At 40.5% G+C, this 25,779-nt stretch carries 25 protein-coding genes, 4 pseudogenes and 1 riboswitch; of the genes and pseudogenes, 14 read left to right on the top strand and 15 right to left on the bottom strand.

Annotation, left to right across the window (positions count from 1 at the left end; translation table 11 throughout):
- Positions 1-456: 456 nt before the first annotated feature.
- The gene (locus FKV70_RS04340; protein ID WP_142611945.1) at positions 457-1,620 is read right to left on the bottom strand and encodes an epoxide hydrolase family protein; all 1,164 of its coding nucleotides are present in this window, start codon (positions 1,618-1,620) and stop codon (positions 457-459) included.
- A 114-nt stretch (positions 1,621-1,734) separates the two neighbouring features.
- Here FKV70_RS04340 and FKV70_RS04335 point away from each other — a divergent pair, with 114 nt between their 5' ends.
- Positions 1,735-2,589 (top strand): helix-turn-helix domain-containing protein, encoded by an 855-nt coding sequence (locus FKV70_RS04335; RefSeq protein WP_142611944.1) that lies wholly within the window; start codon positions 1,735-1,737, stop codon positions 2,587-2,589.
- Positions 2,590-2,777: 188 nt separating this feature from the next.
- On the opposite strand, the gene FKV70_RS04330 is transcribed toward FKV70_RS04335, so the two are convergent.
- Together FKV70_RS04330 and FKV70_RS26450 are read right to left on the bottom strand one after the other, a co-directional pair.
- Complete coding sequence (locus FKV70_RS04330; protein WP_244310679.1) at positions 2,778-3,290, bottom strand: cupin domain-containing protein; 513 nt, start codon at positions 3,288-3,290, stop codon at positions 2,778-2,780.
- 20 nt (positions 3,291-3,310) lie between these two features.
- On the bottom strand, positions 3,311-3,511 hold the full coding sequence (locus FKV70_RS26450; RefSeq protein ID WP_231887506.1) for a cupin domain-containing protein: 201 nt from the start codon (positions 3,509-3,511) through the stop codon (positions 3,311-3,313).
- A 174-nt stretch (positions 3,512-3,685) separates the two neighbouring features.
- Between FKV70_RS26450 and FKV70_RS27070 the strand changes: the two are divergent.
- From FKV70_RS27070 to FKV70_RS04305, 5 genes and pseudogenes are all read left to right on the top strand, one after another.
- Positions 3,686-3,775 (top strand): annotated as a pseudogene (locus tag FKV70_RS27070) (hypothetical protein); the annotation flags it as partial.
- Between the two features lie 137 nt (positions 3,776-3,912).
- The gene (locus FKV70_RS26445; RefSeq protein WP_280115058.1) at positions 3,913-4,209 is read left to right on the top strand and encodes a DapH/DapD/GlmU-related protein; all 297 of its coding nucleotides are present in this window, start codon (positions 3,913-3,915) and stop codon (positions 4,207-4,209) included.
- A 119-nt stretch (positions 4,210-4,328) separates the two neighbouring features.
- On the top strand, positions 4,329-4,514 hold the full coding sequence (locus FKV70_RS04315; RefSeq protein WP_063212598.1) for a sporulation protein Cse60: 186 nt from the start codon (positions 4,329-4,331) through the stop codon (positions 4,512-4,514).
- A gap of 205 nt (positions 4,515-4,719) precedes the next feature.
- Positions 4,720-4,845: pseudogene (locus tag FKV70_RS04310) on the top strand (VOC family protein); the annotation flags it as partial.
- A gap of 371 nt (positions 4,846-5,216) precedes the next feature.
- Positions 5,217-6,029 (top strand): class I SAM-dependent methyltransferase, encoded by an 813-nt coding sequence (locus tag FKV70_RS04305; protein WP_142611943.1) that lies wholly within the window; start codon positions 5,217-5,219, stop codon positions 6,027-6,029.
- A 188-nt stretch (positions 6,030-6,217) separates the two neighbouring features.
- On the opposite strand, the gene FKV70_RS04300 is transcribed toward FKV70_RS04305, so the two are convergent.
- Positions 6,218-6,862, bottom strand: coding sequence for a DUF554 domain-containing protein (locus FKV70_RS04300; RefSeq protein WP_142611942.1), 645 nt, complete (start codon positions 6,860-6,862; stop codon positions 6,218-6,220).
- Between the two features lie 57 nt (positions 6,863-6,919).
- A complete protein-coding gene (locus tag FKV70_RS04295; protein WP_162305661.1) occupies positions 6,920-7,675 on the bottom strand; it encodes a MerR family transcriptional regulator in 756 nt (251 codons plus the stop codon).
- Between the two features lie 214 nt (positions 7,676-7,889).
- Between FKV70_RS04295 and FKV70_RS26440 the strand changes: the two genes are divergently transcribed.
- Both FKV70_RS26440 and FKV70_RS26435 read left to right on the top strand, forming a co-directional pair.
- On the top strand, positions 7,890-8,027 hold the full coding sequence (locus FKV70_RS26440) for a hypothetical protein (RefSeq protein ID WP_244310656.1): 138 nt from the start codon (positions 7,890-7,892) through the stop codon (positions 8,025-8,027).
- A gap of 1 nt (position 8,028) precedes the next feature.
- The gene (locus tag FKV70_RS26435; protein ID WP_244310654.1) at positions 8,029-8,181 is read left to right on the top strand and encodes a DUF4367 domain-containing protein; all 153 of its coding nucleotides are present in this window, start codon (positions 8,029-8,031) and stop codon (positions 8,179-8,181) included.
- Positions 8,182-8,502: 321 nt separating this feature from the next.
- Here FKV70_RS26435 and FKV70_RS04285 read toward each other — a convergent pair whose 3' ends face one another.
- From FKV70_RS04285 to abc-f, 4 genes are all read right to left on the bottom strand, one after another.
- Positions 8,503-9,600, bottom strand: a complete 1,098-nt coding sequence (locus FKV70_RS04285) for a GerAB/ArcD/ProY family transporter (protein ID WP_142611940.1) — start codon at positions 9,598-9,600, stop codon at positions 8,503-8,505.
- 29 nt (positions 9,601-9,629) lie between these two features.
- Positions 9,630-10,856 carry a Ger(x)C family spore germination protein gene (locus FKV70_RS04280; protein ID WP_142611939.1) on the bottom strand — a complete coding sequence of 409 codons (1,227 nt, stop codon included), beginning with the start codon at positions 10,854-10,856 and terminating at the stop codon, positions 9,630-9,632.
- A 12-nt stretch (positions 10,857-10,868) separates the two neighbouring features.
- Positions 10,869-12,485 (bottom strand): spore germination protein, encoded by a 1,617-nt coding sequence (locus FKV70_RS04275; RefSeq protein WP_142611938.1) that lies wholly within the window; start codon positions 12,483-12,485, stop codon positions 10,869-10,871.
- 546 nt (positions 12,486-13,031) lie between these two features.
- Positions 13,032-14,519, bottom strand: a complete 1,488-nt coding sequence (gene abc-f, locus FKV70_RS04270) for a ribosomal protection-like ABC-F family protein (protein WP_142611937.1) — start codon at positions 14,517-14,519, stop codon at positions 13,032-13,034.
- A 562-nt stretch (positions 14,520-15,081) separates the two neighbouring features.
- Here abc-f and FKV70_RS04265 point away from each other — a divergent pair.
- The 4 genes and pseudogenes from FKV70_RS04265 to FKV70_RS26430 all read left to right on the top strand — a co-directional run bounded on the left by FKV70_RS04265 (position 15,082) and on the right by FKV70_RS26430 (position 17,881).
- Positions 15,082-16,476, top strand: coding sequence for a helix-turn-helix domain-containing protein (locus tag FKV70_RS04265; RefSeq protein WP_142611936.1), 1,395 nt, complete (start codon positions 15,082-15,084; stop codon positions 16,474-16,476).
- 503 nt (positions 16,477-16,979) lie between these two features.
- A pseudogene (locus tag FKV70_RS27065) lies at positions 16,980-17,176 on the top strand (IS3 family transposase); the annotation flags it as partial.
- Between the two features lie 163 nt (positions 17,177-17,339).
- Positions 17,340-17,597: pseudogene (locus FKV70_RS27060) on the top strand (transposase); the annotation flags it as partial.
- 176 nt (positions 17,598-17,773) lie between these two features.
- A complete protein-coding gene (locus FKV70_RS26430) occupies positions 17,774-17,881 on the top strand; it encodes a YjcZ family sporulation protein (RefSeq protein ID WP_231116802.1) in 108 nt (35 codons plus the stop codon).
- Between the two features lie 112 nt (positions 17,882-17,993).
- On the opposite strand, the gene FKV70_RS04255 is transcribed toward FKV70_RS26430, so the two are convergent.
- From FKV70_RS04255 to FKV70_RS04245, 3 genes are all read right to left on the bottom strand, one after another.
- The gene (locus FKV70_RS04255; protein WP_142611935.1) at positions 17,994-19,211 is read right to left on the bottom strand and encodes a sialidase family protein; all 1,218 of its coding nucleotides are present in this window, start codon (positions 19,209-19,211) and stop codon (positions 17,994-17,996) included.
- 39 nt (positions 19,212-19,250) lie between these two features.
- Complete coding sequence (locus FKV70_RS04250; RefSeq protein ID WP_142611934.1) at positions 19,251-19,619, bottom strand: hypothetical protein; 369 nt, start codon at positions 19,617-19,619, stop codon at positions 19,251-19,253.
- Positions 19,620-19,968: 349 nt separating this feature from the next.
- Positions 19,969-20,070, bottom strand: a riboswitch (guanidine-I (ykkC/yxkD leader).
- A 253-nt stretch (positions 20,071-20,323) separates the two neighbouring features.
- Positions 20,324-21,793 carry an FAD-binding protein gene (locus FKV70_RS04245; RefSeq protein ID WP_244310653.1) on the bottom strand — a complete coding sequence of 490 codons (1,470 nt, stop codon included), beginning with the start codon at positions 21,791-21,793 and terminating at the stop codon, positions 20,324-20,326.
- A gap of 494 nt (positions 21,794-22,287) precedes the next feature.
- On the opposite strand from FKV70_RS04245, the gene FKV70_RS04240 reads away from it, so the two are divergent.
- Positions 22,288-23,169 (top strand): glycosyltransferase family 2 protein, encoded by an 882-nt coding sequence (locus tag FKV70_RS04240; RefSeq protein WP_142611932.1) that lies wholly within the window; start codon positions 22,288-22,290, stop codon positions 23,167-23,169.
- Between the two features lie 101 nt (positions 23,170-23,270).
- On the opposite strand, the gene FKV70_RS04235 is transcribed toward FKV70_RS04240, so the two are convergent.
- Complete coding sequence (locus tag FKV70_RS04235; RefSeq protein ID WP_142611931.1) at positions 23,271-24,149, bottom strand: SDR family NAD(P)-dependent oxidoreductase; 879 nt, start codon at positions 24,147-24,149, stop codon at positions 23,271-23,273.
- Between the two features lie 154 nt (positions 24,150-24,303).
- On the opposite strand from FKV70_RS04235, the gene FKV70_RS04230 reads away from it, so the two are divergent.
- Complete coding sequence (locus FKV70_RS04230) at positions 24,304-24,774, top strand: MarR family winged helix-turn-helix transcriptional regulator (protein WP_063212611.1); 471 nt, start codon at positions 24,304-24,306, stop codon at positions 24,772-24,774.
- 563 nt (positions 24,775-25,337) lie between these two features.
- On the opposite strand, the gene FKV70_RS26030 is transcribed toward FKV70_RS04230, so the two are convergent.
- Entirely contained in the window at positions 25,338-25,478 is a 141-nt protein-coding gene (locus tag FKV70_RS26030) for a hypothetical protein (protein WP_167347010.1), read from the bottom strand.
- A gap of 40 nt (positions 25,479-25,518) precedes the next feature.
- Positions 25,519-25,683 carry a hypothetical protein gene (locus tag FKV70_RS26025; RefSeq protein WP_167669708.1) on the bottom strand — a complete coding sequence of 55 codons (165 nt, stop codon included), beginning with the start codon at positions 25,681-25,683 and terminating at the stop codon, positions 25,519-25,521.
- Positions 25,684-25,779 lie beyond the last annotated feature (96 nt).

Below are 25,779 nucleotides of genomic sequence, written 5' to 3'. Positions count from 1 at the left end.
CGTATGCAAACTATGGTGTAAGGTTATTATAGTGCTCTGATTTACATTTATCTACCAAAAAAACCACTAAATTATCACATTACATAAACTGAAATGCATACTCACTACATGACAAGGGATTTACCGAGTGGAGAAGCTTTGAGGTCCTTTGTTGTAGCCTCCTGAATTACCCTCACAATACTCTACTTCTGGAAGCAGAAGCGAATCTTATAAAAGAAACTGCAAGATATGACATTCTAGTCATGCATTCTGCTTCTTTCTTAGCAAACATATTTACTTGTCTGCTCCAACATCGTCTCCGTCAAGGTATCAATCTAGCTCAACATGAAACATATAATTACTGAAATTAAATTTTTGGGACTAAAGTAGAATTAAACATTAAACTATCAGGATACTAATGCTCATATTTGCAGGATGTCATCTTAGAAAGCGGCAGAGGAATGAACCGGGACAGCATCATGGATTATTCATCTTAGTTCTAAGAGGCCGAAAGAATGCACGAATATCCTCGGCAAAAAACTCTGGTTCCTCCAGAGCGGTAAAATGCCCGCCGCGGAGCATTGGAGACCAGCGGGTGATATTGAGGCTGCGCGAAGCCCACTCTTGGGGAGGCTGCAGGATATCGGCCGGAAATAAGGCCAAGCCCGCTGGAACTTGTATGGAGCCGAGCGGCGGCAAAGAGTTTGCATTTTCATAATACATACGTGTTGATGAAGCTATAGTGTTGGTAACCCAATAAATCATGATATGGGTGATTAATTCATCAAGATCGAAGGTTTTCAAAAGGTCGTCCCCACAGTCGCTCCAGGCACGGAATTTTTCGATAAGCCAGGCAGCCAGACCTGCCGGTGAGTCGGAGAGTCCATAAGCAAGAGTTTGTGGACGCGTTGATTGCATGGACATATAACCTCCTTCCTTGGAAATCCATTCGGCAGCGTTTTTTCTATATTGGCGTTCTGCTTCCGAAAGTTTGTCTGGATCCTGTGCAGCCATAAGCTCTCGAATAATGCCGATATCAGTCAGGTGAATGCCTACTAAAAGCTCAGGATGGTTTGAAGCTAGATATCTTGTGACGCCAGAGCCTATATCGCCACCTGCGGCAGCAAATTTTTGATATCCCAATTTCTCCGTCATAAGTTTGGCCCACATCTCAGAGACATAATAATTGTTCACGCCGGCATGGATTGGACGACCAGAGAACCCAAACCCGGGTAAGGAAGGGATGATGACGTCAAAAGCATCTTCAGGATCACCGCCGTGATTGGCCGGATCGGTAAGCAGAGGAATGACTTTCTGATAACGGAGGTAGCTGTCCGGCCAGCCGTGTGTAAGAATAAGGGGCAAGGGAGCTGGACCTTTCCCATGCTCATGAACAAAGTGTACATCTATTCCATCGATCTGGCAGCGATATTGGGATAACCGGTTAAGCAAAGATTCTTGTGGGCGCCAATTATATTGATCTCGCCAATAGGAAACGAGTGTTTTTAAAAAATTCAAATCCGTTCCCTGCTTCCAATTCGATTCTACCAACTGATCCGGCCAACGGATATTCTGCAGCCTGGAATGCAGATCATCAAGAACTTCATGGGATATATGAATGTTGAAACGTTTAATGGCCATAGCGTTGCTTCTCCTTTTCGTCTGGATGTTGACGACGTCATTATATCATTTGGATTGGCGTGCTACACTGTTATAAGTGAAGCATTTAACTATACGATTTGATAGGTGATGACTATGCCACAAATAGACCGCTACAAACAAAGAACCGTAAATATTGAATTCAACGCCATCGAGGATTTTACGGTTGTTCCCCATCCCGAACGGCTTACGCTAATTTTTATTACGTCTGGAAGCATCAAATGGAATTTGAACGAAAGGCCCATATTCGTTAGCGCACCCGGCGTACTATGTTTGACAGAAGACGATAAAGTGCAAGTGATGGAAAAAAACGATGTGGCTGCGCAATCCTTTAGCTTTCACCTTGAATTTCTGAACTCGACCGTTCTGTCTGAAACCAAGAAATATTATCCAGAAATTCCCAGGATACATACAGGCCTTTCTCTTTTTCAAAGAAATCAGGGCTCTTACGGCGTACCTCGTATAACCGAGACGGCTTATCCACTTTTATTGGAATGGTTTTTTGTGCTGGGCACGGAGGTTCAAGCGCAAAGCGACGCGCTTTGGGTGTGTAGAATCAAAAGGTATCTGATTCAAATTTTGGGGTTGTTAGAAGAATTGAATCAACAAAGGGAACACTCACCAGTTGATGCAGTATTGGATTATATCCACACCCATTATTCAAACAAGATTTCCTTAGAGGATTTAACGAATTGCGCTCATTTGAACCGTGTAACGTTGAATAAGAGATTTCAGGAGAGATGCGGAAATACAGCAATGGGGTATTTGCTTTCTTATCGATTGAAGGTTACGCGTGATCTTCTGACTCACACAGATATGAGCCTAAATGAAATTGCCCGTGCTGCGGGGTTTGAGTATGATACTTATTACATTAAACAGTTTACGGCGAAACTAGGTATGTCTCCTACTACTTATCGAATAACCTCACGTGAGTTGGCTGGTGCTCTATAACCAGAATGCATCGTTTGATCATCTGTGAGTGCCATTTTCACCTTGTTTTCCCTCCAGACTTTCAGAGTTTCTCTTTCCAAGCGGCCTTAGGGTAACTAGAGCTTCGAAGAGCATAGCGACGAATTTACAAAATGACGAGCATTCTGTATTTGGGGAAAGCCATCAGTAAAATAGCTGCGCCACTCTTGTTAGAACCTATCTTTATATGATCGTTTTAATTCATCTCTATATTGAGTTGGTGATGCTCCTGTCCACTTTTTGAATTGTTGTTGTTTGAACACCTTAGTAAAGTGTGTGCGGTGATAGCCAAGAGAAGCCGCTAATTTCTCAATGGAAATTGGCAGCATATACTGCGTTTGAAACCATCTAATCGCTTGTTCTACTAAACGTTCGGAGTCGGTAAGAACTTCAGCTGAAGAATAATGTGATTTATTCGCATTCAAGCGAGCAAATTCTGCTAAGGGTAAGCGAAACCAACCATCAGTAGCTAAGGTAGTGATCGTCTGGCCCGATTTATGTTCTAATTCAAATATGCTTGCCAGATTTGTAGAATTTGCACCCCTTACGATGGGATCAGTAATTGTAACACCAATATTTTCAAGCATTTCTGTAACACGTCGTCCCTGAAGAGCTATCCAACGATAGGACCATGGTGGCTCAGCATGGTTGGCTTCGTAGCTAAATAATACGTCTGGAAAAATAATAAAAACATCTTCTTGACCTAAACGATACTTCTTCCTCTGCCATCAAAGGTACCATATCCATGATCTACACTATGAATCAATATGTAATTATATACAGCTGGACCTACTTTATGGCGAGGACGAGGTCTGGCTGCACCGGCAAATGTGACATTCAGCTCAGCGTTTAACAAGTACGGATTAATCTGTACTCTATACTCATAATGTTCTGGATTTTCCATTATCATTTCTCCTTTTGTATAGAGTAGATCCGAAAGTAATTATACTACAAATCTCCATGTAAGAATGTCAATGTTCCATCCTCAAAATGTTGTTGTGATTTTATAGTAGAGACATAAACCTCACGATCAACATAGGGGTAGATGAACAAGAGGAGAGTGTGGTAAGTTAATAAAATCGTTTTTTTAGGGGCAGGAAGTACAGTTTTTGCTAAAAATATACTTGGGGACTGCTTACTTACGCCGGCAATCCAGGATTTTGAAATTGAAAAGAGGGCAACTCTCCTCAAAAAAATGTTTGCTGAAATTGGTGAGGAAAGCATGTACACTTTGGGAAAAAGGTTTATGCCAATTTCAATTTAACTATGGTTGATGATACTCATATTTACGTAGGCGATTACACGATGTTTGGGCCTAATGTGACTGTAGCAACATCCGGGCATCCCGTCTTGCCTGAACTTCGCTTAAAAGGTTATCAATTTAACGCGACCATTACTATCGGGAAAAATTGCTGGTTAGGGTGTGGGGCCATTATACTTCCGGGTGTGACTATTGGCGACAATACGGTAATAGGAGCTGGAAGTATCGTGACTAAGGATATTCCTGCAAATGTTGTGGCGGTGGGAAATCCCTGCAAAGTGCTTCGCGAAATTAACGAGCACAATAAGATGTTTTATTTTAAAGACAAAAAAGTTGTTTGAAAGGCTTGAATGGTTTGAAGGAGATGGGATGGGACCAAACAGTTTTGCCTTCGACCTTGCGTAAAAGAGGGAATACCTTCCTAGTTGTCGAAACTTCATTATGATTAGGAGGTGGGGATATGTATCAGATTAAAATATTTCAAAGCGACAACTTGGCTGTCCTTGAAGAGGAAGCTAATGCTTACCTTTCTGAACTTTCTGAGTCTATAGAAGTGGATATTAAGTATCAGATAGAACATAGATCCCTAACAACTTTAACGGCTAAACCAGTTGCTTGTCATACTATTATTTTGACTATGCATTAAGTTTCCGAATTTTAATGAAAGCACACTTTGAGGTGCTTTTTCTTTTGCCCTCGCACGACAAAACATGAGCCGTTTTGAGCGTTCTTTATTTTACACAGGTTAAATGAAGAAGTACAGCAGAGAGCAGAGAGAGGGCATACACACGCTCTGACAGACTATTAGCCATCTACGCGAAAAGAGGAAACGAACAATAGGGGGACTCAAAATGATTCAGTTCATTGTTCATATTGCTATGATTGTAAAAGATTATAATGATGCGATAGAATTTTATATAAAAAAACCAAATTTTGCATTAGTTGAAGATACGTATCAACCAGAGCCCAAAGAACAATCTTACGGATTAGCTGCTGTATTTAAAGATTTGTAAATTTCCAAATGCATTAGGTGAGTTCTTATAAGTTAATCGCCCAATTAGGCTCCCTCGAAATGATTTGAAAAATGGCTTAAAGAGCGAAAGGAGGAGATGATAAACCATTTTAACTCACCTAATTCAGATGAAGCTCTTTGTTCACTAGGATCGTGTCTGCGAGATCAAACGGACGACATTTGGAGTATGTTGGATGGATTTGTTCATGGGAAAGTGGTACATTATTTTGGGATCAATAGCGTAGAGTGTTCGTGTTCAATATGTGTTTTTAAGATAACACGCAAGTCGGGATAGACGTTTAGCTCACATTATTTATATTGGGGGATGGTACCGACATGGACAAAAATTCTATTTCTCGAACAAACATTATAGGCGCTGGCGAGGTTGGTAGCGCCGTCTCGGTCGACATGGACAAGAATTCTATACATAAAATAAACAGCATCTTTTGGGATACAAAAGGAAATGAAATCTTAGGAACAACCGCACTTCCTTTCTATGGAGCATTTGTCTCAGAAGAAAAATGCCAACTTTTTGGCGATGTCTCAGGAAAAAAGATGCTGGAGATAGGCTGTGGAAGCGGTCAATCCTTGCGATATCTAGCGGAACGCAAAGCATCTGAACTATGGGGCACGGATATATCAGAAAAACAGATCGAAAAGACAACGCAGTATTTGACGTCGTACGGTTTTTTAGCAAAATTAATCTGTTCTCCCATGGAAGAAAAATGTGGTATACCGGAGAATTATTTTGACTTTGTTTATTCGATTTATGCCATAGGGTGGACCACCGACCTTGAGGGGACTTTCTGCCGGATCGCTTCTTATCTAAAAAAAGACGGTGTATTTATTTTCAGTTGGTCTCATCCTATACACAAATGTGTTGTTGCAGAAAATAATAGGCTTACTTTTAAAAAAAGTTACTTTGATGAGTCTTGGTATTCAGTATCACTTGGTGAAGGCACGCTAGCATTATCGGACCGAAAACTATCAACCTATGTGAATGCGTTGGCAAAAGCGGGATTTGTAATTGAGCAAATGATTGAACAATCTGATGATGAAATTATACAATCGTGGGATGATAACAGTGACTTTGCGAAAAAAGCAAAGATGCTACCTGTAACTTTTGTAGTTAAAGCAAGAAAAATATAATATTACTAAACAATATTTTTCTTTAAAATCCGTAGCGATACAATAGTATTCAAGAGGATGCCTTCGAAGCTAAAGAACTTTATCTAGGTTAAAGAGGTTCTCATAAGAAAAGACCGGAAAAAACCGGTCATTTGGTGTCAAATGGCACAAAAATGTGAGGCCAAAGAATGGAGTATGTTAGATCCACTTTAGAAGCCTATTGTACTCTTCAAGGCGATAAATATAACAGGGATCAACAGTGCTGGAATTAAGTTTATCGTCTTGAAGTTTCGTATGCCAAGGACGCTTAAACCAGCGCAGAATATTAGCACCCCGCCAACAATTGATGTTTCGGTCAATAGTTCAGACGTGATGAAATTAGATAAAACATTTGCCAGCAAGTACAGTGACCCTTGCCAACAAAAAAGTACTACTGCAGACCAAATGATCCCGATTCCGAACGTTGACGCCAGAACAATTGAGGTTATCCCATCCAGTGCACTTTCTATTAGTCCCAAAATAGACATTGTTCCTAAGCAAAATAACAATATGGCAGTTGATAACCCCTCCACCAAATTTCCTTTTGAAATTTTTGTAACCACATTTTTGAATCGTTGCTCCAATTCAAGTTTCTGACCAATAACGCCGCCCAGTGCCAAGCTAACAATAAACAACATGGGATATTGGCTTTGCGGCATATATGTAGCTATGGCATTAATACCAAGTGCAGCCGCTACCAAACCCATTGCCTGCATAAGAATATCTTGGTAAGACTCTTTTAAACCCTTCTTAAAAATACTTCCTGCTAGACTACCAATATTAATTGTAGCTACATTAACAATCGTCCCAATCATGTCGCTCTCTCCTACAATTTGTTTTTTAAAAGAATAAACCCTCCAGTAACTGGAGGGTCAACTATTATTCGATCGGTATTTGAATCTCAGTAACGAATTTGGAGGTATCCTGTGTAAGTCCATAATCAATATAAGTGATTTCGAGTGCGTCATCTGCCAAAATATAGCCCTCAGGTATCTTTGTTGAGGAAGAGACTTTATAGTCGCATTGGAGTATAGATGTTTATCCAGTTCCACGAATAGAAATAAAGCATCGTACTCATCGAATTTTTTCTGTTGTAGATTCGTTACAGATATTGCTAATCCGACTTGTCCGAGGAAAATGGTAGATTTCATATTACTATTTTTTTCTAACATACGGATCGACATTTCCAGATTGTCACTTCTATCAATTTTTTGTTTCAGCATGACAATCATTCGTTCGGGAAGCTGCGTTACCCGGATTTTGAAGAGTTCTTCTACATTAGATACATCTTCGATCTGCTGAATTCTTTTATTAATTCTTTGTTGAATCTGTTTGAACTCAGTAATTTTTTTCTCTGTTCTGCGTTTTTGCTCTTTTAATAAAGTTAAAATATGATCCACATTGCGATTGTCAAGAAAATGTTTTATTTCTATAAACGGGATATTAAGCTCTTTGAGATAAAGAATTGTGTTCAGGCGTTCGAATTGATCAATTGAATAATAACGATAACCAGTTGTTTCATCGACTGATGCTGGCTCAAAAAGATGAATGCTTTCATAGTAACGTAGTGTTCGGATATCGATTTGAAAGAGCGTGGAAATTTCTCCGATCAAAAACATTGTACTCATTGTACCTCTCAATTCTCCTTCGTTTTTTGCCATTATAGTATAGCTTAACAATTTGGGAGTTCATACTTTGACAATACAAATGTGTTGTTCTGTGCCCTTTCCTTAGACTTTCTGCATGAACTGGGATAAAATCCTATATATGAAAATGGGAGGACTTGCGTTGAAAAGAAAATTAAATCTAATTTAGGACAGTTGATTGAGAGGAGGGCTAAAATTGAAAAAACAATTAGTAGCTGTAGCATTGGGTGGCGCACTCGTAATAGGCAGTGCTGCTTTTGTAAATAGCTCATATGCTGCTGAATCAAAAGCTCCATCACAGATTCCGGTTGAGACGAAAGTTGGAGAACGTTGAGTTGACTACAATCAATGGCCATACCGCTGCCTATGTAAATGGTAAAGAGAGAAAAGTTGTTCATCTAATTACGAAAGATCACTTTTATACGATTTCTGCTTTTAAAATGACTCTTGATGAATTGATGGAAATTGCCAAGAAAATTCGAGAGTGATCTGATATATAGGTTAAATCAAAACACAAGCGCAAATGCTTGTGTTTTTTATTGCTTTTATCTGTTGGGAGAGTGGGATGTACAATATCAAGAAAGTGAGCAAAAGCCAGCCTTAAAGAGAGCTCTGTCCATAAAAAAGCAGCCTCATGGATTGGGAAAAAGGAACATATGTCGGTCATCCTTCAATGAACACTATCATAGAAACAGATACGGCTAAAGAACCAGATCTTATTACTGAGGCTTTTTGAAAATACCATAGTGGTAGACGTAAAGGCATATGTACCTTTATGAACTGTAAAGGAAGTGTTGAGAAGGCTATAGTTAACCATAAGCCCTTCTCTTTTTCTTCCGAATTAGCATGGTCAGGAAAAGGAGGACAGGTAGAGCAATCTGAAAGATAGGCCAGATTTGAATCAAAGCAACATGAAGACCGAACCACAAAAATTCGGTTAACCTTGGGGAGAGAAACGTAAGGCCGTATATGATGATGCTCAGCAACAGTAACGCAGGCTTATATCTAAAAGGGGTTATTGTTTGAAGTCCAATGACGGCACCAAACATAAAACCAGCAGTTTTGACTCCAATTCCAATAAATAGAATCATCGAAAATAGGACATCAGCTCTCTCGACGATTTTTGGTAGCTGAATTAGTTGTGTAACCTCAAATAAGGGATAGGTGCTTGATGCTGCCCATTCCGGACCCAGAACCAGGATTGTAAGTTCATTCATTACAATAAGGAACACAGCAGTGATCCAGTAAACAATGACGATCGACCGCTGTAATTTACGTTTATCCGTGACAATCTTGAACAGCACAAGAAAAAGAATTGTCTGACCGAAGGGAAAAGATATGATCTCGGGAATGGCAGCCTTCACTACGGGAGTTAGACCATTCTCCAATACAGGAAACAAAAATTCAAAGTGAATGAGTCCTGTAAAAGGAGTAAGCAATAATAAAATGCTATAACCAAAAACCAATAGAAGAAGGAAGATATGACATAGAAGGAACCAGACCCTCGGTCCAAACCGCACTACATCGGCACAGACAATTAACGCTATAAACGTAATAACTTCGGTAGGGGTTCTGTTCAGCAATGTCAATGCGCCGAGCTCACCAATGTCCCTGACACTCCTGGAAGCTTCATAAGCAAAGTAACTGATAAACAAAAGCCCACCCAGCCTACCAACCCATTTTCCCCAATAATGGCATAGGAGCTCATACAAATCCCGGTGTGGGTCAAGCTTATGCATGTATAAATACATGATTAGCAGGACGAAGCCTGCAAGTGCACCGATCAGCATGGCTAGCCATGCATCTTGCTTGGCTTTAGCCCCCAATAGGAATAATGTTGTACTGCCAACCTGAAACAAGGAAAAGGCGATAGCTAACCCGGATACCCTGGTGACGGTTTCCCTCATACTTTTTGAGTCCCTTCATACAAATTGGTTTAGGTTTGACTTCCGATACGCTTTTGTAGGAGCCCAGGACGCTTAATTCGTGCATCCACTCGAATGTCCAGTTCTATCCTCTTGAACTCCTGATCCCAGTCTTTTTTTACCGTTTCCCACTCCCTTGGGAAACTTCGGTGAACCCGGTCAGCAAAACCAGTTGCATCTACACCAAGTTCCTGAAGTTTAGCCCAGCCCTCATTTATCGTACTGGTGACTTCTTTTGCAATCTCTTTTTCCAAATCATGTATGGTCTTCGTCTTAGAAATATCCTTAGTGCATGTTGTTTCATTTAAAGTCCCGTTAATTTTCACTCCAACCTGCATAGTGTAATGAGAATTCGTTTTTTGGGGTGTAAGCTTTACATTAGCAGAGTTTACAAGTATGGAAGAGTACATTTCCCTACCGGGTTGTTCGCTGCATGGGAACGAAATTTCGGTGTTGTTAACCTTTTGAGACAGGTAAGATACGCCCAGACTTTCTTCCTTGTTGAGAAATCCTTTGAGCTTTCCGTTTTGGAATATGGCCAATTTCGTTAATGCCAGTTTGAGAGGGGCCGATGTTTTTTTGAAGACATCCAGACTCTCTGCTTCCTTCTCATCCTGATAGTCCCTTTTTCCGATCATCTCGGCGACAGGTACTCCAATAGATTTGGAATCCGAGTTCATGCTTAATACGAAATCATAAACCCTAACTTTAGGAAACACCGATAACATATCACTCTCTTTGTCGACCAATTCAGCCATGGCGGCGCCTTGAATTTTTTCAGGTGGCAACAATTTCCTTAATAGATCAGAGGCTAGTCCGTCCGTTACAACCATAGTTACCATTTCTCTGGCTTCCGTATTACGAAGATAAAAATCGATTAAACGATCCATTCCCTTCTCAGCCGCTCTTTTACCGATAAATACAACACGATTATGTGCTATGTAGATTTGTCTTGATGTTTTTAAATTGCTGTACGATAACGCCTGGTTATAGGTTTTGGACTTTACTGAGAATACTTGGGATGCTGGTTGGGAAGAGCCTCCCGAGCCTCCTCCGGTTCCACTTGCAATGGCGGAGGGAACAACGATCTGATAGGACATCATCCACTGTCCGTCGTCCATCATATCTACCCCTGTAGCTGCAGTTACCCATAGCTCATTCAGCTCAACTCGGTTCCAGCAACCCGCCAAAATGAATAATATGATCAAGGCCAAAATAAACCTGCCAAATTGAGACATATCGGTTCCCCCTTATACCATGGGATCTCGCCCGTGTTCGCCTGCCTTTTCTGCATACGATTCCTGCCCTGTTGTCTGCCTTACTGGATTGGAGATCCCAATCATTTTCGGCCGTTTCTTCATTTTCCACCAGGGTACACGCACTAACATGTCTTTCATATTGCCCTTATAGAAAGGTGCGATCGGCACCATATAAGGAATGCCGAACGAATTCATAGATACTAATCGAACGAGGATGGGAACCAAGCCCGATAAAACTCCGTATAATCCAAATAAACCTGCTAACAGCATGAGTCCAAATCTGAGCAAACGAACAGACCCTGCCATATTGATCGCAGGCAGCACAAAGTTGCAGATAGCTGTGAATGATACCACAATCACCATAGCTGCGGAGACCAAACCCGCCTGAACGGCAGCTTGTCCAAGAACCAACGCCCCGACAATAGAGATTGCAGGCCCTACTGCACGTGGCATTCGTACACCTGCTTCGCGGATAACCTCAAAGGTCAGCTCCATTAACATCGCCTCAAGCAGGGCTGGCAATGGTGTATTTTCTCTCTGCGCAGCCAGAGTGATAAGCAGTGTTGTAGGCAGCATTTCCTGGTGAAACGTAGTTGTTGCAATAAAGAACGCGGGTAAAAGCAATGCCAAGAAAAAGGATGCCATCCGAACGATCCGAAGAAAAGATGCCAAATCATAACGTTGGTAGTAGTCCTCACTGGAAGAGATGAACCGAAAAAAGGCTACGGGAGCAATCAATACAAATGGAGTCCCATCAACCAATATCGCTACCAACCCTTCAAGCAAGCTGCCTGCTACAGCATCCGGACGTTCAGTGTTATATATAGTTGGAAAAGGTGTCCATACCCCATCTTGAATAAATTCCTCGATATATCCACTTTCGAGAATACTGTCAGTGTTAATGGAATCTAATCGTCTGGAAATTTCCTTAACCACCTCCGGATCTGCTAAGCCTCGAATAAATGCCACCGATACCTTCGTCTGCGTATATGATCCGATAATTCGAGAATCAATGTGGAGGTCAGTTGATTTGATCCTTCTCCGGAGAAGTGCAATATTGGTGGAAATATCCTCGGTAAACCCCTCTTTAGGACCACGAATTACTGTCTGAGATGTTGGCTCCTCAACTGCTCTTTTAGCCCCTCCACTGATAGAAGCAGCAAAGGCCTTGGAGCTGCCTTCGACGAGGAGAGCAACCTGTCCATAAAGAACGGCATGGATAAGCGATTGCTCATTGTCAAGACAAGTTATGCCCCCAATAGGAATACGATCCATCAACCAACTTTTGACATTACGATCAGAGACATCTCCATTTCGAATACCTGCAGTGAGCTCCTCTAGCAGTGTCGTTAAAATTTGCTGATCAATCAGGCCTTGAAGAAAACCTACAGCGAGAACCGGATTGCCCTGCTTATCCTTCAAACAACGAAGGATGAAATCCGCGCTATGTCCTATTTCCTGGTTCAGCATGGTCACGTTTTCCTTAAGCGTGCCACTCAGCTCTTTGGATTTTTTGGTTGATTTTTCCTCGTTAACTGGTTCAGAGCTCGTGCCATTTTTAGATCGTAAAGACTGTTTAAACAGCCATTTTTTTAACTTGTCAGCCATGGCCATATAGTTCCCTTCTAGATATCAGTCAACTGTAATATGTTGCTATTCCAAAATTTATATGTATGGATCTTGTAAAAAAAGCTTGTATATCAATCCAGTGCAACTATGCTTATTGTCGAGGTTTTAGCTGAGAGTCTATATTTCTTAGATAATCACCAGTGTTAAAACAGCCAAAGCGGAATCGAGCGTTTTGCTGATGTGTGGGATCAGGTTGGAGGCGCGAAAGGGTAAAGGTAGTCGAGACAAAGGGAACATAGACCTGAATGAACTTGATGGAGCGATGGACGAGTTACGTAATCGATTCGGCGGCATGCTTGTATAGGAGAGATAGAAGTCGTTATAATTAGGCACATTCTGCTCGAATAATACCCGCGAGGAAGCTTGCTTAAAAGGTACAAACTATCCATCTTGTAGAGGACACAGATTATTGTTGTTTGTTTTTTAAGTTAAAATACCCGTTAGAAAAGCTCCAAAAGAAAAAGCGGCAGCCAAGGACGAAAAATAAAATCCTAGACTGCCGATGTTCGATTGATTTATAAAATTCTAATCCCCACCGAGTTCAATCGTTTTTGTGGCGACACGGTCATGAAATTCCCGATCATGTTCCACAAATACAATGGTCGGCGTGTACTCAAGTAGCAGTTCCTCAATTTGCATCCGGGAAATCACATCGACAAAGTTGAGTGGTTCGTCCCAAATATGCAGATGAGCCTCCTCACATAGGCTTCTCGCGATCAAAACCTTCTTCTTCTGCCCGCCGCTAAACGCGGATATATCCTTTTCAAACTGGATGCGGGCGAAATCTAGTTTACGCAACACGGCCTTAAATAAGCTTTCGTCAATTCTGTGCTCTGCTGCATAATCGGAGAGTGTTCCTCGCAGATGAGAAGTATTTTGGGATACATAGGAAACGCGAAGCTGCGGGTCCCGCTGAAACGTACCTGTATAGTGTAACGCCTCAGCGTTGAGTAGGTGAAGCAAGCTAGATTTACCTGAACCATTTGGACCTGAAATTGCAATACGATCTCCAGGTTCAATCGTCAGACTCACGTTCTTGCAAACCGCTCTTTCCCCGTAGTAAATTGTGACGTGATCCAGTATTGCCAGTTCGGATTTGGAATACTCAAGCTGAGAAATCGCAAGGCTTTCCGACTGCTCGATATTTCGGAGCAGTTTCGATTTTTCCTCTAAAGCAGCGTGTTGCCGCTGTTCGATGGATTTTGAGCGCTTCATCATTTTGGCTGCCTTATGTCCGACGTACCCCTTGTCAAGCTTGGAACCGGAATTTCGTGTGCCATTTTTCGATTTTTCGGTCTCGAAAGACCAGCTACTAGTACGTTTAGCAGAAGCGGATAAACGCTGTATGTCTTTGTACAGCTTTTCGTTTTGTGCCATTTCGAATGTATCCTGGCGAGTTTTGTTCGTCCACCAGCTGGAAAAGTTGCCTTTTTGGATTTCGATATTCGTTTTATTGATCGAAAGAATATGGTCTACGCAGCGGTCGAGAAAAGCCCGATCGTGTGAAACAAGGATAAAACCGCGCTTTGTATTCAGATAATCGGCAACAAGCTTGCGTGCATGCAGGTCGAGATGATTGGTCGGCTCGTCGATGAGCAGAAATCGATTGTCTTGAATGAAGAGCACGGCTAGCAATACCTTCGTCTGTTCTCCTTGGGACAGCGATTCAAATGGCCGGTACAGCACGTCTTCTGACACCTTCAGCAGGTTCAGTTCGCGCATCAGCTTCCAGCTTTCATAGTTTGGCACGATCTCTTCGACGACATCTAAGGTCAAATACTCTGGATGTTCGACGGGGAACGGAAAATAATCAAAGGCCACTGGTGTGGAGATCGTACCGCTGTATTCGTACTTCCCCTGCAGAAGGTTTAAGAACGTCGTTTTACCCCGACCGTTTCGTCCTGTAAAGCCTAACTTCCAGTCTGTATCAATTTGAAAATGGACATGTTCAAATATGGGGTCATAGCTGCCTGGATAGGCAAAAGTAAGATTGGTTACCTGAATGGCGGGCATGGCAATCATCCTTTCGTGTGGAAATAAAAAAGAGCCGCAAGAAAGGTGCTTTCTTGCGGCTCTAATCCATACGAGGAAATAAGACCCCATTCCAAAGGGCCGTATGATTGTCCGGATAGGGAGCGCAAACGAAATGCAGACCTTTCTTGCAGAGACGAAATAAAACGACCCTAGCCAAATCGCTGAGTCCGTTCTTTTCGAGATCTCAAAACAAGAAAGTCCTACATGTATCCGTTCAACTCCCGTCATCAAATTACATCCAGTTTATCACAATAGCAAATTAACTACAACCTGCGTTGTCTCTTAGGCTAAAAATCCTCGCATAATTCAACTAAACTCATTGCTAAAAAACTAGGAACAACATACAGCAAAAATATAATGAAAAGAATCATACTCTCTGTCGGCAGAAAAGATTAGTGGTAAGTTTTTTTGTGGTCAACTAATGAGAAAAATTAATTAATTATATTAATTGCATAATATATTGACATATGGGGCAATTATGGTGAAAAATGAAGTGTGTTTTTAAAAATTATGGAATTTTTATTCGAAGGGTGGCTATGGAATGAAGCATACACCTACGATTCGATCTGAATTAGACAGATATCTACAACAAAAGGGTTTGAGTTTAACACAATTTGGTCATATTGCGGATATGAATAGGGGAGCAGTAAGTGCTATCGTGACAGGAAACAAGCCTTTGTCTGTTAACCAACTGGATCGAATTACTGAGGCCATGGGTTTACCAGAAGGCTACTTTTACGACTTGTTCGTAGAAAACTACATCATCGACCATCCTCCGAATATGAGGCGAATTGAGCCATTTTTATATCGCTGTGCGGAGTTGGGCAAGCTTGGTGTGATCCGTCGAGTGGTGGGAGTCATCATGGATAATTTACTGTATTCGCCCAAGCTATTTGACATTGCAGAGGAATTATTGGCACAGGGACGGCATGATGCCGCGCTGATACTCTATGAAAACGTGGCAGAAGTGGAGAAATATCAGCACTCTGAACGTTTGGCGATTTGTCAGTATCGCATGTTCACGATCCAGATTGGTGACGATCAAAGTCGTAACCTAAGGGTAGCAACACTGTTTGAGCCTTATGTTGAGCGTTTGAATGAAATAGACCAGCTTGACGCATTGAAGGATTTGGCAAACGTGTACAGGTCTTTACGAAAATGGGACAAGGTTGATGAAGTTGCTCGCAAAATGAGAGCTAAAGCGGAAATCCAATATTCAATGAAACACCAATACAAGAGTCGAGAATACGATGAGGCTACCAGAAAGTTGAGTCGCCCTATGTTTGTATATATTGCCTATGCTGACCTGCTGTGTGCAAGTGTCTGTGATGCCCAAGGCGATTACCAGCAAGCTCTACAATATACATATGCCTACGCAGACTTGGATTGGGTCAAAGAAACTGATGCCAATACCCTTTATTGGGTTAAATTGTATCAGGATTGGGCGAGATGCAATATTTATGTTAATAAGCTCCTGTCAGGAGATATAAGTGTGCTTCCAGATTATGTTGAATACATAGCTGAAACAGCACATACTATGGAAAGTGAGAAACTTTCGAAGCTATTGAACGTTATGATAGCTGCTAACCGATTTCAGTTAGACGTCAATGATATACTTAAACGGTTTGAAATGATTATTGATTCTTTTGTACAACAGCCATCATCGGATATGTATACTCATCAGGTAGTACCAGAGCAAACAACATGTTTTAAATATGAACTTGCTAAATACTACTTGAACAGAGGCAATTACTCTTATGGCTTCAAATACCTGCTAGACGTGTTATCTAAATCATTAGCCAATAACAAAGAATCCTTTTTCATTAGATGCATAAAATTATTTGAGCAGTTTAAACAATTTGCAGACGTTAGAACTTTTATAAAGTATGAAAGTTTAGTTAGTGTAGGGCAAAGAGAAAGATTATTTTACTATTAATATCCATGTCCTCTTTTTATAATAAATGATTAAAATACTAAAAAATAGTACTTTAATCATTGCAGCTAGTTTTTGTTTATTGTTACTGTGACTGTTCAGTCACATATGTTCAGTCACATAGTCAGGTTATTCAACTAAAGGATGTGAGTTGGAGGGCTCAAACGTAAGCAAGGCCAATCCCTGCAACCTTAACTGAACCGCACCCCAAATCTTAAACACTTGGTATAATCCGCTAAGAAGAAAGGGGGCGGATTTTACTTTATGGTTAAATACAGCGAAGAAATATGAATTAAAGTTGCTATAGTTGTACTTGAGGGGCGCTGTCTGAGAATGAAGCAGCACGTAAGTATGGCACAGAACTTTTACTGGAGAACAAAAGCAGTACATATTAGAAGATATGCATGAGAACCATTTGAGTTATAAAGCTCCTGTGAAAAAGTAGACGTACAGCTAATAAAGAGCCACAGAAAGAATTGGAGGCAAATGAAAGTGTTATAGACGAGCTGAATAAGGAAAACCGACGCCTTCGTATGGAGGTTACGTACCTAAAAAAAATGAATGCCTTAGTGCAGAAAAAAAACTCATTACAAACGATGACAAAGCTCATGTGATTTACGAGCTAAGGCATGAATTTAACGTGAAAGAGCTTGTCAACATTGCAGGCATTCCTCGAAGCACTTACTATTATCATGTGAAAAAGTAGAACAAGCCTGATAAGTACGCCGATGTGAAAACAGAAATGAGGCGTTTATTTAATGATGAATTAAAATGTCGAGCAGGATACCGAATCATGACCAGAGAGATTCGCAAAATGACTCCAATCAATCATAAGACAGAAGCTACCAGAGAAGCAACACAATTTCATTCTGCACTCTGATCAATGGTGGCAATATCAACAAAAGCGCTATCGGTATATGCTCTCTGAGAGAGGAGTCACGCAAAGTGTGTCACGCCGAGGGAACTGCCTGGATAACTCCGTGATAGAGAATTTCTTTGGAATCTTAAAGAAGGAACTTCTTTACATACAAGAATTTGAATCCATTGAACATTTCATTCAAGAACTACATCAATATATATACTATTACAACTATCGAAGAACCAAACAAAAGCTCAGAGGACTGTCCGCCCGTAGAATAACGCATTCAGTCCTCTGTAGCAGCCTAAGTCTGTCTGTGTTTAACGTTTTGGGGTCAGTTCATAACGGTGGGCGGGGATTTTTCTATTTACCTAAACGCCCGGTCACAGAGTGTATTTACACATATATTAAAGTGACGACAAATAAAGGAGGGCTAAAGCTATGAGTGGATGCGCAGGTCCAGCTATTTGCGGTGCGTGGACTTCTACAACGGCAATCTTGGTGCTCTATATCCTCTTGGTTATCATCCTTAAATCGTGTTGGATTTAACTTTCTTAAGATAGCGGTTGGATGCTCTCTCTTCATTTAACTAACACCTTATTGGCTTCGGCTGGTAAGGTGTTTTTAATTCACTTTGTTTCAAAATTTGAGATCTTAGGGTTTATTGGTTATCGTCAAACCAAATGTTTTCAGTTCCGGTTCGGGTGTCTGTCCAAACCGTTACAAGACGGTCTGTCTGCGGGACAACGGCATTGCCAATGTAGTCTCCGATCAAGGTTAGCCCTGCCACACTGATTGAAGTGGTCGTTATGCGAGTGTTGGTAAATGTATTTCCGCCATCTCTGGAGGTAGCCAGAAAAACGTCAAGATTAGGCGCATTGACTCGATTGGTGTAATAGGAAACGAAAACTGCCCCATCTGATGGAGAAACTGTAATGGCCGGAAAAAAGTTCTGCGATCCCGCCGGACTGTTTGTAATGGGTTGAGGCGGACCCCAATCGACGCCAAAGTTAGTCGAGACAGAGAGGAATATATCCGAATAGCCTTGCCGAAAGTCTTGCCATACAGCGTAGACATTTCCTCGCGTCGTTGGTGCATTCGAGATGTCGCCTCCCATGACAGGGTATGTCAGGCACCTGAACTGGTATCCTGGTAGCGGGGAAGGTGGGACAACGACGGGCGTAACTCGGGTTTCAATTCCAAAGGCTGTTCCACCATCTTGTGATGTACGAGTGTTAAATTCACTTATATCGGGGGGCTGGGTAATCCATCCTATGATAAGAATTCCATTTAATGTGATAGCCATCCCGGGGAATTCTTCAAATTCGTTAACTGAAGAGAGAAGGGATGGAGCCGAGTACGTATTTCCTCCATCAATGGAACGATTGAAGAATATCGTATTTCCGGGTATAAATTGCGTGTTGTAGTCGTGTGTATAACCAGTATAAATGTTTCCAAAAAACGGGCTGGAGCCGGCTTTATCAGTGGTAACAATTACTTGATCGTCATTGACGAATTGTCCATATCCCTGGTTAACAATAACAGGCGGTCCGAACGAAGATGCGTTATCTATGGACGTATAAGTGACGACTGTACCGCTGAGGCCGTCTGAATCAAAGGCATGGGCCGCCACGACAAAGGAATTGGGGAAGATATAATCAACATGTGGGGACTCGATGCTAGCGAACCCGGCTGGTGTTGGGAGTATCGTTGTGCTCCATGTCGCACCTGCATCGATTGACCTGTACAAGCCAATAGCCGCTGGTCCTGTTCTTAAATCTACAGCAACCACCACCATAACAGAGGGATTTAACCAGTTTACGGCGATGGAGGGCTCAAATTGGCTACTAGTACTTGGTGAGATTTGTACATTTACCATGATGACTTCTCCTTTTGTTAAAGGATAATGGAAATTTTTTTATGGGTTGAGTTGTGCGATTTGGGTGAGGTCTTGTTGTAATACTTTTTGGTAAGGAATTACGTTTCCAGATGAGTCCGTCCCAAATACAGTAATGACTGTATCTGTCGGAACCGTTCCTGTTACGAGAAACTGAACTTCGTAAGCAAAATTACCTGCAATGTTGAAATTAAGAAGTTGACTCGTGTTGGCATTGATATTCAGTGAACTTGCATAAACCAGTGCCTTACTCACCGTACTGTTCCATACGTAGATATGATACACAACGTTGGATGAAAAACTAAGATTATCATTGCCGATGTTAATTGCAAGATTTGTTGCAGAGGAGACAGTTCCTGTATTTGTAATAATGCCTGTTGTAAAAGCCATGAAAACAACACCCCTCTATTTGTTTTTTATAGTATATGAAGTACGTGGTAGTATGGTTTGGACAAAATTACCTCTATGAAAAAGTAGGAGCGAAGTGAAAGTCTTTCAAAATGCCTGCAAAAATCAAATACACCCAATTCTTACTTCTTTCACCTCTTCTTTCTTCTTACTAAGCATTTTCAGTCCAATCACTCTAATAACAGCAACGTGATCCAAGCAACTTCGAATATAGCTGCCACAATGATTGAAATCCACGTTTTGTTCATAACACGTTCCTCCTTAAACTACGTAATAAAAAATTAGCCATAAAAAAGATAAAAGCCTGGGAAATAAAACGCACAATGCGTTTATCTCTCCAGGCTTTTATCCCTCCGTGCCACAGCCACTTGGCTGTGCGTCTTCTCTCGGACCAGACCAATCTTGCGATTGCGGAACCCTAGAAAACGTGTTTATTCAGTTATTGGCTAAAGTCATACCAACACGTGATGTAACGTGAGTCAATTTTCCATTACTAATTTTCTAGTTAGTTTAATCTTCACTAAAATCTTCAAATAAGAAGTTAACACCTATTGGATTTGGCTGATTGGATTTTCTTGGTTAACTGAATGCCGGTCACAGAGTCATAGCTATACATATGGATGCATGCCATAGTAGTTTGCGCTTATTGGCTTTGCAGAAACGAGAATGTCTCATTGCCAGGTTTATTAACCTTTAACGCATGCCTTTACTTCAAGATCTTCTATAATTTCTAATGCGACAGAATGTCCAAAAAATAGTGTTAAAATATCCTCATATCGTTTTCCTGATCCTCTTGCTCTACCTAATATCATGTTCTGACTTTTTTGTATTTTTCTTTTATGGAGTGTCAGCGAAGCTATAGATGAATTGGGAGCGAGCAGATCTACCATTAGAGTGGACAACTCTTTCTGAAATTCTTCAATTGGAAAGTCATTATCTTCTATTGAGTACAGCTGCATAGTTTCAGGCGGAGCTTTAAATGAAAACGGGTATTGCGTATTGAAGACACCTTCATTAGCTATTTTGTCAGCTATTAATTTACCAAAAACGATACCTGATGCGAATGCTTGCCCAGGGATTCTTCCCATCCCAAGGTCACCATTGAATTGAGCTTCCCCTGTAGCAAAAACACGATTTAAGTTTATAGCTTCACCATTAGCATTGATTTCGATTCCTCCTGAAGAATAATGCATCGTTGGTGTAATTTTGATCCTTTTATTTTTAACCACATTAGTGCTAAATCCATATTTTTTGAATCTTTCATTCAATAAATTTTCATTAGCATGGCTCATATCCAAGTACATATCCTTTTTTTGCTTGATGCATTCTAGTTGAAAATGTAAAATTTCGTCAATCATTTCATGGTAATCATCTTGAGCGATAGCATCGCAAATATACTTATCTTTTAATAATTGAATTCCTTCCTCATCTACTATTTTCCCTTGACTTAAAGATACCACTCCGCCCAATAAAATTTGTCTTCCATTGTATATGGACCAAGGATGACACATTACTGTAGACATTCCCTTTAATCTTGCACCTATTTTTTTAGCTAAAATTAGCGTTTCTCCAGTCGAACCCGGTGAATTATCATTGTAACTAAATTGCGCCGCATATCCTCCTGTAGCTAATACCAAATAATTAGTATATATTCTGATGAATTGATCTAATTGTATGTCATAAAATAATGCGATAATTCCATGTGCATACTTTTCCAAATGAATCAAAATTTTATTACACAGTGGTTGTTCAATATGTTGTAACAAACCATTAATTAATTTTTTTCCTCCCTGTGATTTAATCATACATTCAGGCATGATACCAAATGATGTTTTCTCATACGAAATCCCTAATTCCTCAAAAAAATTTATAATTGTGTTGGAGTTTCTATAAAGCGTTTCAATAACAGATCGATCTGCTCCACATTTATCAATCGTAAGATTAATAATATTATTAATATCATTCTCTGATGGAACGCGTGTATTTGCGGCTGCGAGAAAAGAGTTGCTTTGTTTAGGGGCGTTCTTTTTTGTTGTGATCGTATATTTGATATTATTTTTTGATAAATAATAAGCAACGGTGAGTCCCGAGATCCCCGTACCAACAATCAAAATTGGAGTGTAGTGTTCGACAGATGTTATATTTTGTTCCATCATTCTATCTCCTTACCATAAATGGAATACGATCTCATTTGCAAAAGGAAAGGAAAAAAAAGAGCGATTATACTAATCGCTAAATAACTTTACTGCTATGTACACTATGTTTGTTTACAAAGAAGGTTGGAATTGAAACCAAACTTTTTCCTAATTGTACAAATTTATAACTTATTTTGTCAACGTAATTTGGAATATTATTATTTAACTAGATTCTGTAGCTTGAATATTCAAACCAATCTTTGATGCGACTAGTGAACCTATTTTGTTTTATACGATACTTCGATACATCTCATCATATAAAAGAAAAGGAAAATAAATTCCAGCTAAATACTTAAAAGGGCATAGTATATTACCGAGAAGCCGCTTCGAAAAGTATTTTAGAACATACCTTAGAACATGAGGGATATAGAAGGAACAGCTATCCAAAAGCAGGGAGGTTGTTTTGTCTCTTTGTTACTGATTCCATTTTTAAAATATGAAATGGAGGGAGTATTGTGCCACGTGCTTCAGTCATACTGCCTGTTTATAATAATGTGGATTTTGTCTTGGAAGCAATACACAGTATTTTGGTTCAAACCTATTCGGATTTTGAATTAATTGTTATTGATGATGGTTCGACAGATGGATCTACCTTTCTTATCTCACAAATAACAGATCCTAGGGTGATAAAAATCTTTCATAAAACCAATCGAGGATTGGTCGCTTCTCTAAATGAAGGATTAAAGAAGGCTAATGGTGAATATATCGTTCGTATGGATAGCGATGATATATCTACGCCAGATCGACTAGCTATACAAATAGCATTTATGGATCAAAATCCATTGGTTGATGTATGTGGAGCTGCTTTTACTACGTCAAGTGGGGGAACAATGAAAGTAAATCCGGCCAGTCATGAAGAAATTAAAACATGGTTGCTATTTCATTGTTGTATCTGCCATCCCGCCATAATAATGCGTACTAGCATGATCCATCGGCTTGGTGTTCAATATGATAGCAATTATCTCCATGCCGAAGACTACGAGCTGTGGAACCGATTAGCTTTCCAGGTACAAATGGCGAACCTGCCCATAAACGTATTGTATTATCGTCAACATAATGGACAAGTATCCAATCAGCATAGAGCTATACAGGATGCTACCGCGCGGAGAATTCGTCAAAGACAGTTTAGCAAGTTAGGCTTGGAATTATCAGATGAAGAGAATCAGATTATGCTGGACATTCTAGGGTTCAAGATTAATCCCTACGATTATAATAGTTACAGCAGAGCCTTAGGTTTTGCCAACTGGGTGCTAGGTCAAAATAGTAAGCATTTGATTTATAACCAAGAAATGTTAAACACGGCGTTTTCACGATGCATATCCCATATTCCGTATTAAGCAAGTAATCCGGTTGGATCGGTGATACTCTTTTGGCACATTAGTTGGTTGAATATAGAATAGGAGGACTCTGCTGGGTATCTGGTATGAGTCTTTTTTGTTTATGGAAGGAATCCCTTTTGTTCTAGTAATTCTTCTGTGGCTTTCCATAGTTTTTGCTGCATCTGAGGATCACTGCCAGGTAACACTGGTTTAATAGATTTCCCGGTTCTGACGTTAAAGTATCCACCTGTTTTTTTATGATATTCCGGCTCTACAATCAATCGGGTGATGATATCTGCTCCTCTTCGCGGATCCCCAAGGCGGAAAAACTTCAGCAATCGTTCCAATAGAGGGGCAAACCAAAGTTCTCGTCCCAAACCGCTAACATTGAATCCTGGATTTAGTGCATTTACACTGATTCCCGTATCCGACCACCGTTTTGCCAGTTCAGCAGTGAACATAATATTCAATAATTTGGTTTTACCATAAATGGGGGATGAGCCCCGAGCATTAAAGGGAGTTGTATCTGTTAAATCCTCAGGGAGCTTTAAAACTCCGTGACGGCGTGAAGCTTCGGAGGCAACATTGACAACTCTGGCCTTACCTACGTTCTGAAGGCACGGTTTTAGCGTATAAGTTAACAGCCACGGCGATAAATAATTTATGGCTATCATTTCGGGTAATCCCTCAGAGGTAATGCGTTGCTCAAAAGCATGGATTCCCGCATTGTTTAACAGCACATCAATTTTAGGGTATGCGGCGGTTATTTCACTCCCGATACGTTGAACATCCTTCAGTACTGATAAATCTCCATAAAAAAAGTCAACTTTTGCTGACGCGTTAACCAGCTCAATCTTTTTTCTTGTAGCTTCAGCACGTTCCTTACTCCTGGCAGTCAAAACAAGATCAAAGCAACCACGTCTTCCCAATTCAATTGCGACTAGCTGTCCAAGGCCACTCGTGGCGCCTGTTATGACAACAACAGCACTTTTGGACATCGTCATTTCTCCTTCATGTGTTACAATTTATTGGAGCAGTCAATCCGGTGAGTTAGCATATTTGATTGACATATGTCCACTATAATAATTTAGTTGATATATGTCAATCAAATTTGTGCTGATGATTTTTTGATCGAGAGGAAGGTGATTGAGGATGAAATATAATAAAGTCAAAGATGAACCGAGGGCGAAATTGGAGATTGAGTTAGGGGAACAGCTTAACGCACTCATCAGTGCTTCACATGCCCTGAATGTCAGAGCTGCTGCGAAATTTGATTCCTCCTTACAACCTGCCGCCTTCCATATTGTTCGTTGGCTGTATTCTTATGGCCCAACGAACGCTGCGACTTTAGCGGAATCAACTGCGATGGATCGAAGTTCAGTGAGTCGTCTTGTCAAACAGCTCCAGTCTTTGGGATATTTGAACAGAGAGACATCCCAAAGTGATGGACGGGGAGTTGTGTTGTCTCTTACCGAGCATGGACAGCAAAAATTAATTGATGCACTTAAGGAGAAAGAGTCGGTTTTCTATGAACGAATTTTGAACTGGAAAGATGAAGAGCTCCATGAATTCATCCAATTGCTTAAGCAATTTAACGGATTCGACCACCGGAGCGGAACATAATCTTAAAGAAATGAACGCCATGTAAACATTCACAAACAATATCGTCACTTTCTAAAGCAATTATTGAGCTAATAGAGAGAGAGAGAACAATGAAATCTACCTGAAAGTGTATTTTTTATGTCAGACAAAGCTCCCCTTACTTTGACAATCATTAAGCCGTATGTTTAATGATGAGGATAAACAATAAGACTCCTTACGGTTCCAGCAACTATGAAAATCTTTCTCAGATAAAGCAAAAAATTGACTCTGATTCACCATGTATATGGTTGGATTCTATTAGAATCCAAAGAGTGGGTTAAAGCAGGATCAGCTATAATTAAATATTAGAAAGTTCCTAATGTGAGTGTAAGTAAACATCGCCGAGCCGACGGTTAGGATCTGCAAATGAAACAGTAACATAATCTCCGTTCGTACCATACCGTGTAATCGAGATATTGGGTCAGTTCCAGCATCTTTAAGGTTAGCTGTATTTACAGTAACAATATAGGACGGGTACTCTGATGTATCATTTAACACAAAACAAGCAGGAAGAATTCTTCCTGCTTGTTGCTTGTAAAGGATTATTAACGTCTACGTTGTCTATCATTCACGCTAAACAGATTAACAGCCAGTGCGTTACCTCTTGCACGCGCAGTGGCTCTTTGATTGGAACGGATGTTTAATCTTCTTCTTCTTAATTCACGGTTGGAGTGTCTTCTGCTCATATTATCACCTCCCTTCAAAGAATGAAGGTGTGGTAGAATCTTAGTGATGTCTATGCTTACGCTTGGAAATTTTGATATTCAATGCATTGGTTGCGAGGGCATTTCCGCTTCCAGTTCTCGCAGCTGCCGCTTGAAAAACTTTAACGACCAGATATCTGTTTTTTCCGATGCGATGCTTATACGTTTTAACTCTATTTCTGATCATCTGCACATCTCCTTTGCTTTAGGTCTGCTTTATACATATGTCAATTGTGCTAGAAATGTATCAGCATAAATCTACTAAAGACGAAAAGAAGCTAGT

Origin of the sequence: Paenibacillus ottowii, assembly GCF_006874425.1 — a bacterium.
Lineage (GTDB): Bacteria > Bacillota > Bacilli > Paenibacillales > Paenibacillaceae > Paenibacillus > Paenibacillus ottowii.
Note: the sequence above shows the minus strand (reverse complement) of the source record. Positions and strands in the feature narration are given on the sequence as shown.

Bases quoted from the DNA above. Each gene is read 5' to 3' on its own strand.
- FKV70_RS04340 (WP_142611945.1), bottom strand. From the start codon at position 1,620: ATGGCCATTAAACGTTTCAACATTCATATATCCCATGAAGTTCTTGAT.
- FKV70_RS04335 (WP_142611944.1), top strand. From the start codon at position 1,735: ATGCCACAAATAGACCGCTACAAACAAAGAACCGTAAATATTGAATTC.
- FKV70_RS26450 (WP_231887506.1), bottom strand. From the start codon at position 3,511: ATGGAAAATCCAGAACATTATGAGTATAGAGTACAGATTAATCCGTAC.
- FKV70_RS26445 (WP_280115058.1), top strand. From the start codon at position 3,913: ATGTTTGGGCCTAATGTGACTGTAGCAACATCCGGGCATCCCGTCTTG.
- FKV70_RS04315 (WP_063212598.1), top strand. From the start codon at position 4,329: ATGTATCAGATTAAAATATTTCAAAGCGACAACTTGGCTGTCCTTGAA.
- FKV70_RS04305 (WP_142611943.1), top strand. From the start codon at position 5,217: ATGGACAAAAATTCTATTTCTCGAACAAACATTATAGGCGCTGGCGAG.
- FKV70_RS04300 (WP_142611942.1), bottom strand. From the start codon at position 6,862: ATGATTGGGACGATTGTTAATGTAGCTACAATTAATATTGGTAGTCTA.
- FKV70_RS04295 (WP_162305661.1), bottom strand. From the start codon at position 7,675: ATGAGTACAATGTTTTTGATCGGAGAAATTTCCACGCTCTTTCAAATC.
- FKV70_RS04285 (WP_142611940.1), bottom strand. From the start codon at position 9,600: ATGAGGGAAACCGTCACCAGGGTATCCGGGTTAGCTATCGCCTTTTCC.
- FKV70_RS04280 (WP_142611939.1), bottom strand. From the start codon at position 10,856: ATGTCTCAATTTGGCAGGTTTATTTTGGCCTTGATCATATTATTCATT.
- FKV70_RS04275 (WP_142611938.1), bottom strand. From the start codon at position 12,485: ATGGCTGACAAGTTAAAAAAATGGCTGTTTAAACAGTCTTTACGATCT.
- abc-f (WP_142611937.1), bottom strand. From the start codon at position 14,519: ATGCCCGCCATTCAGGTAACCAATCTTACTTTTGCCTATCCAGGCAGC.
- FKV70_RS04265 (WP_142611936.1), top strand. From the start codon at position 15,082: ATGAAGCATACACCTACGATTCGATCTGAATTAGACAGATATCTACAA.
- FKV70_RS26430 (WP_231116802.1), top strand. From the start codon at position 17,774: ATGAGTGGATGCGCAGGTCCAGCTATTTGCGGTGCGTGGACTTCTACA.
- FKV70_RS04255 (WP_142611935.1), bottom strand. From the start codon at position 19,211: ATGGTAAATGTACAAATCTCACCAAGTACTAGTAGCCAATTTGAGCCC.
- FKV70_RS04250 (WP_142611934.1), bottom strand. From the start codon at position 19,619: ATGGCTTTTACAACAGGCATTATTACAAATACAGGAACTGTCTCCTCT.
- FKV70_RS04245 (WP_244310653.1), bottom strand. From the start codon at position 21,793: ATGATGGAACAAAATATAACATCTGTCGAACACTACACTCCAATTTTG.
- FKV70_RS04235 (WP_142611931.1), bottom strand. From the start codon at position 24,149: ATGTCCAAAAGTGCTGTTGTTGTCATAACAGGCGCCACGAGTGGCCTT.
- FKV70_RS04230 (WP_063212611.1), top strand. From the start codon at position 24,304: ATGAAATATAATAAAGTCAAAGATGAACCGAGGGCGAAATTGGAGATT.
- FKV70_RS26030 (WP_167347010.1), bottom strand. From the start codon at position 25,478: ATGAGCAGAAGACACTCCAACCGTGAATTAAGAAGAAGAAGATTAAAC.
- FKV70_RS26025 (WP_167669708.1), bottom strand. From the start codon at position 25,683: ATGATCAGAAATAGAGTTAAAACGTATAAGCATCGCATCGGAAAAAAC.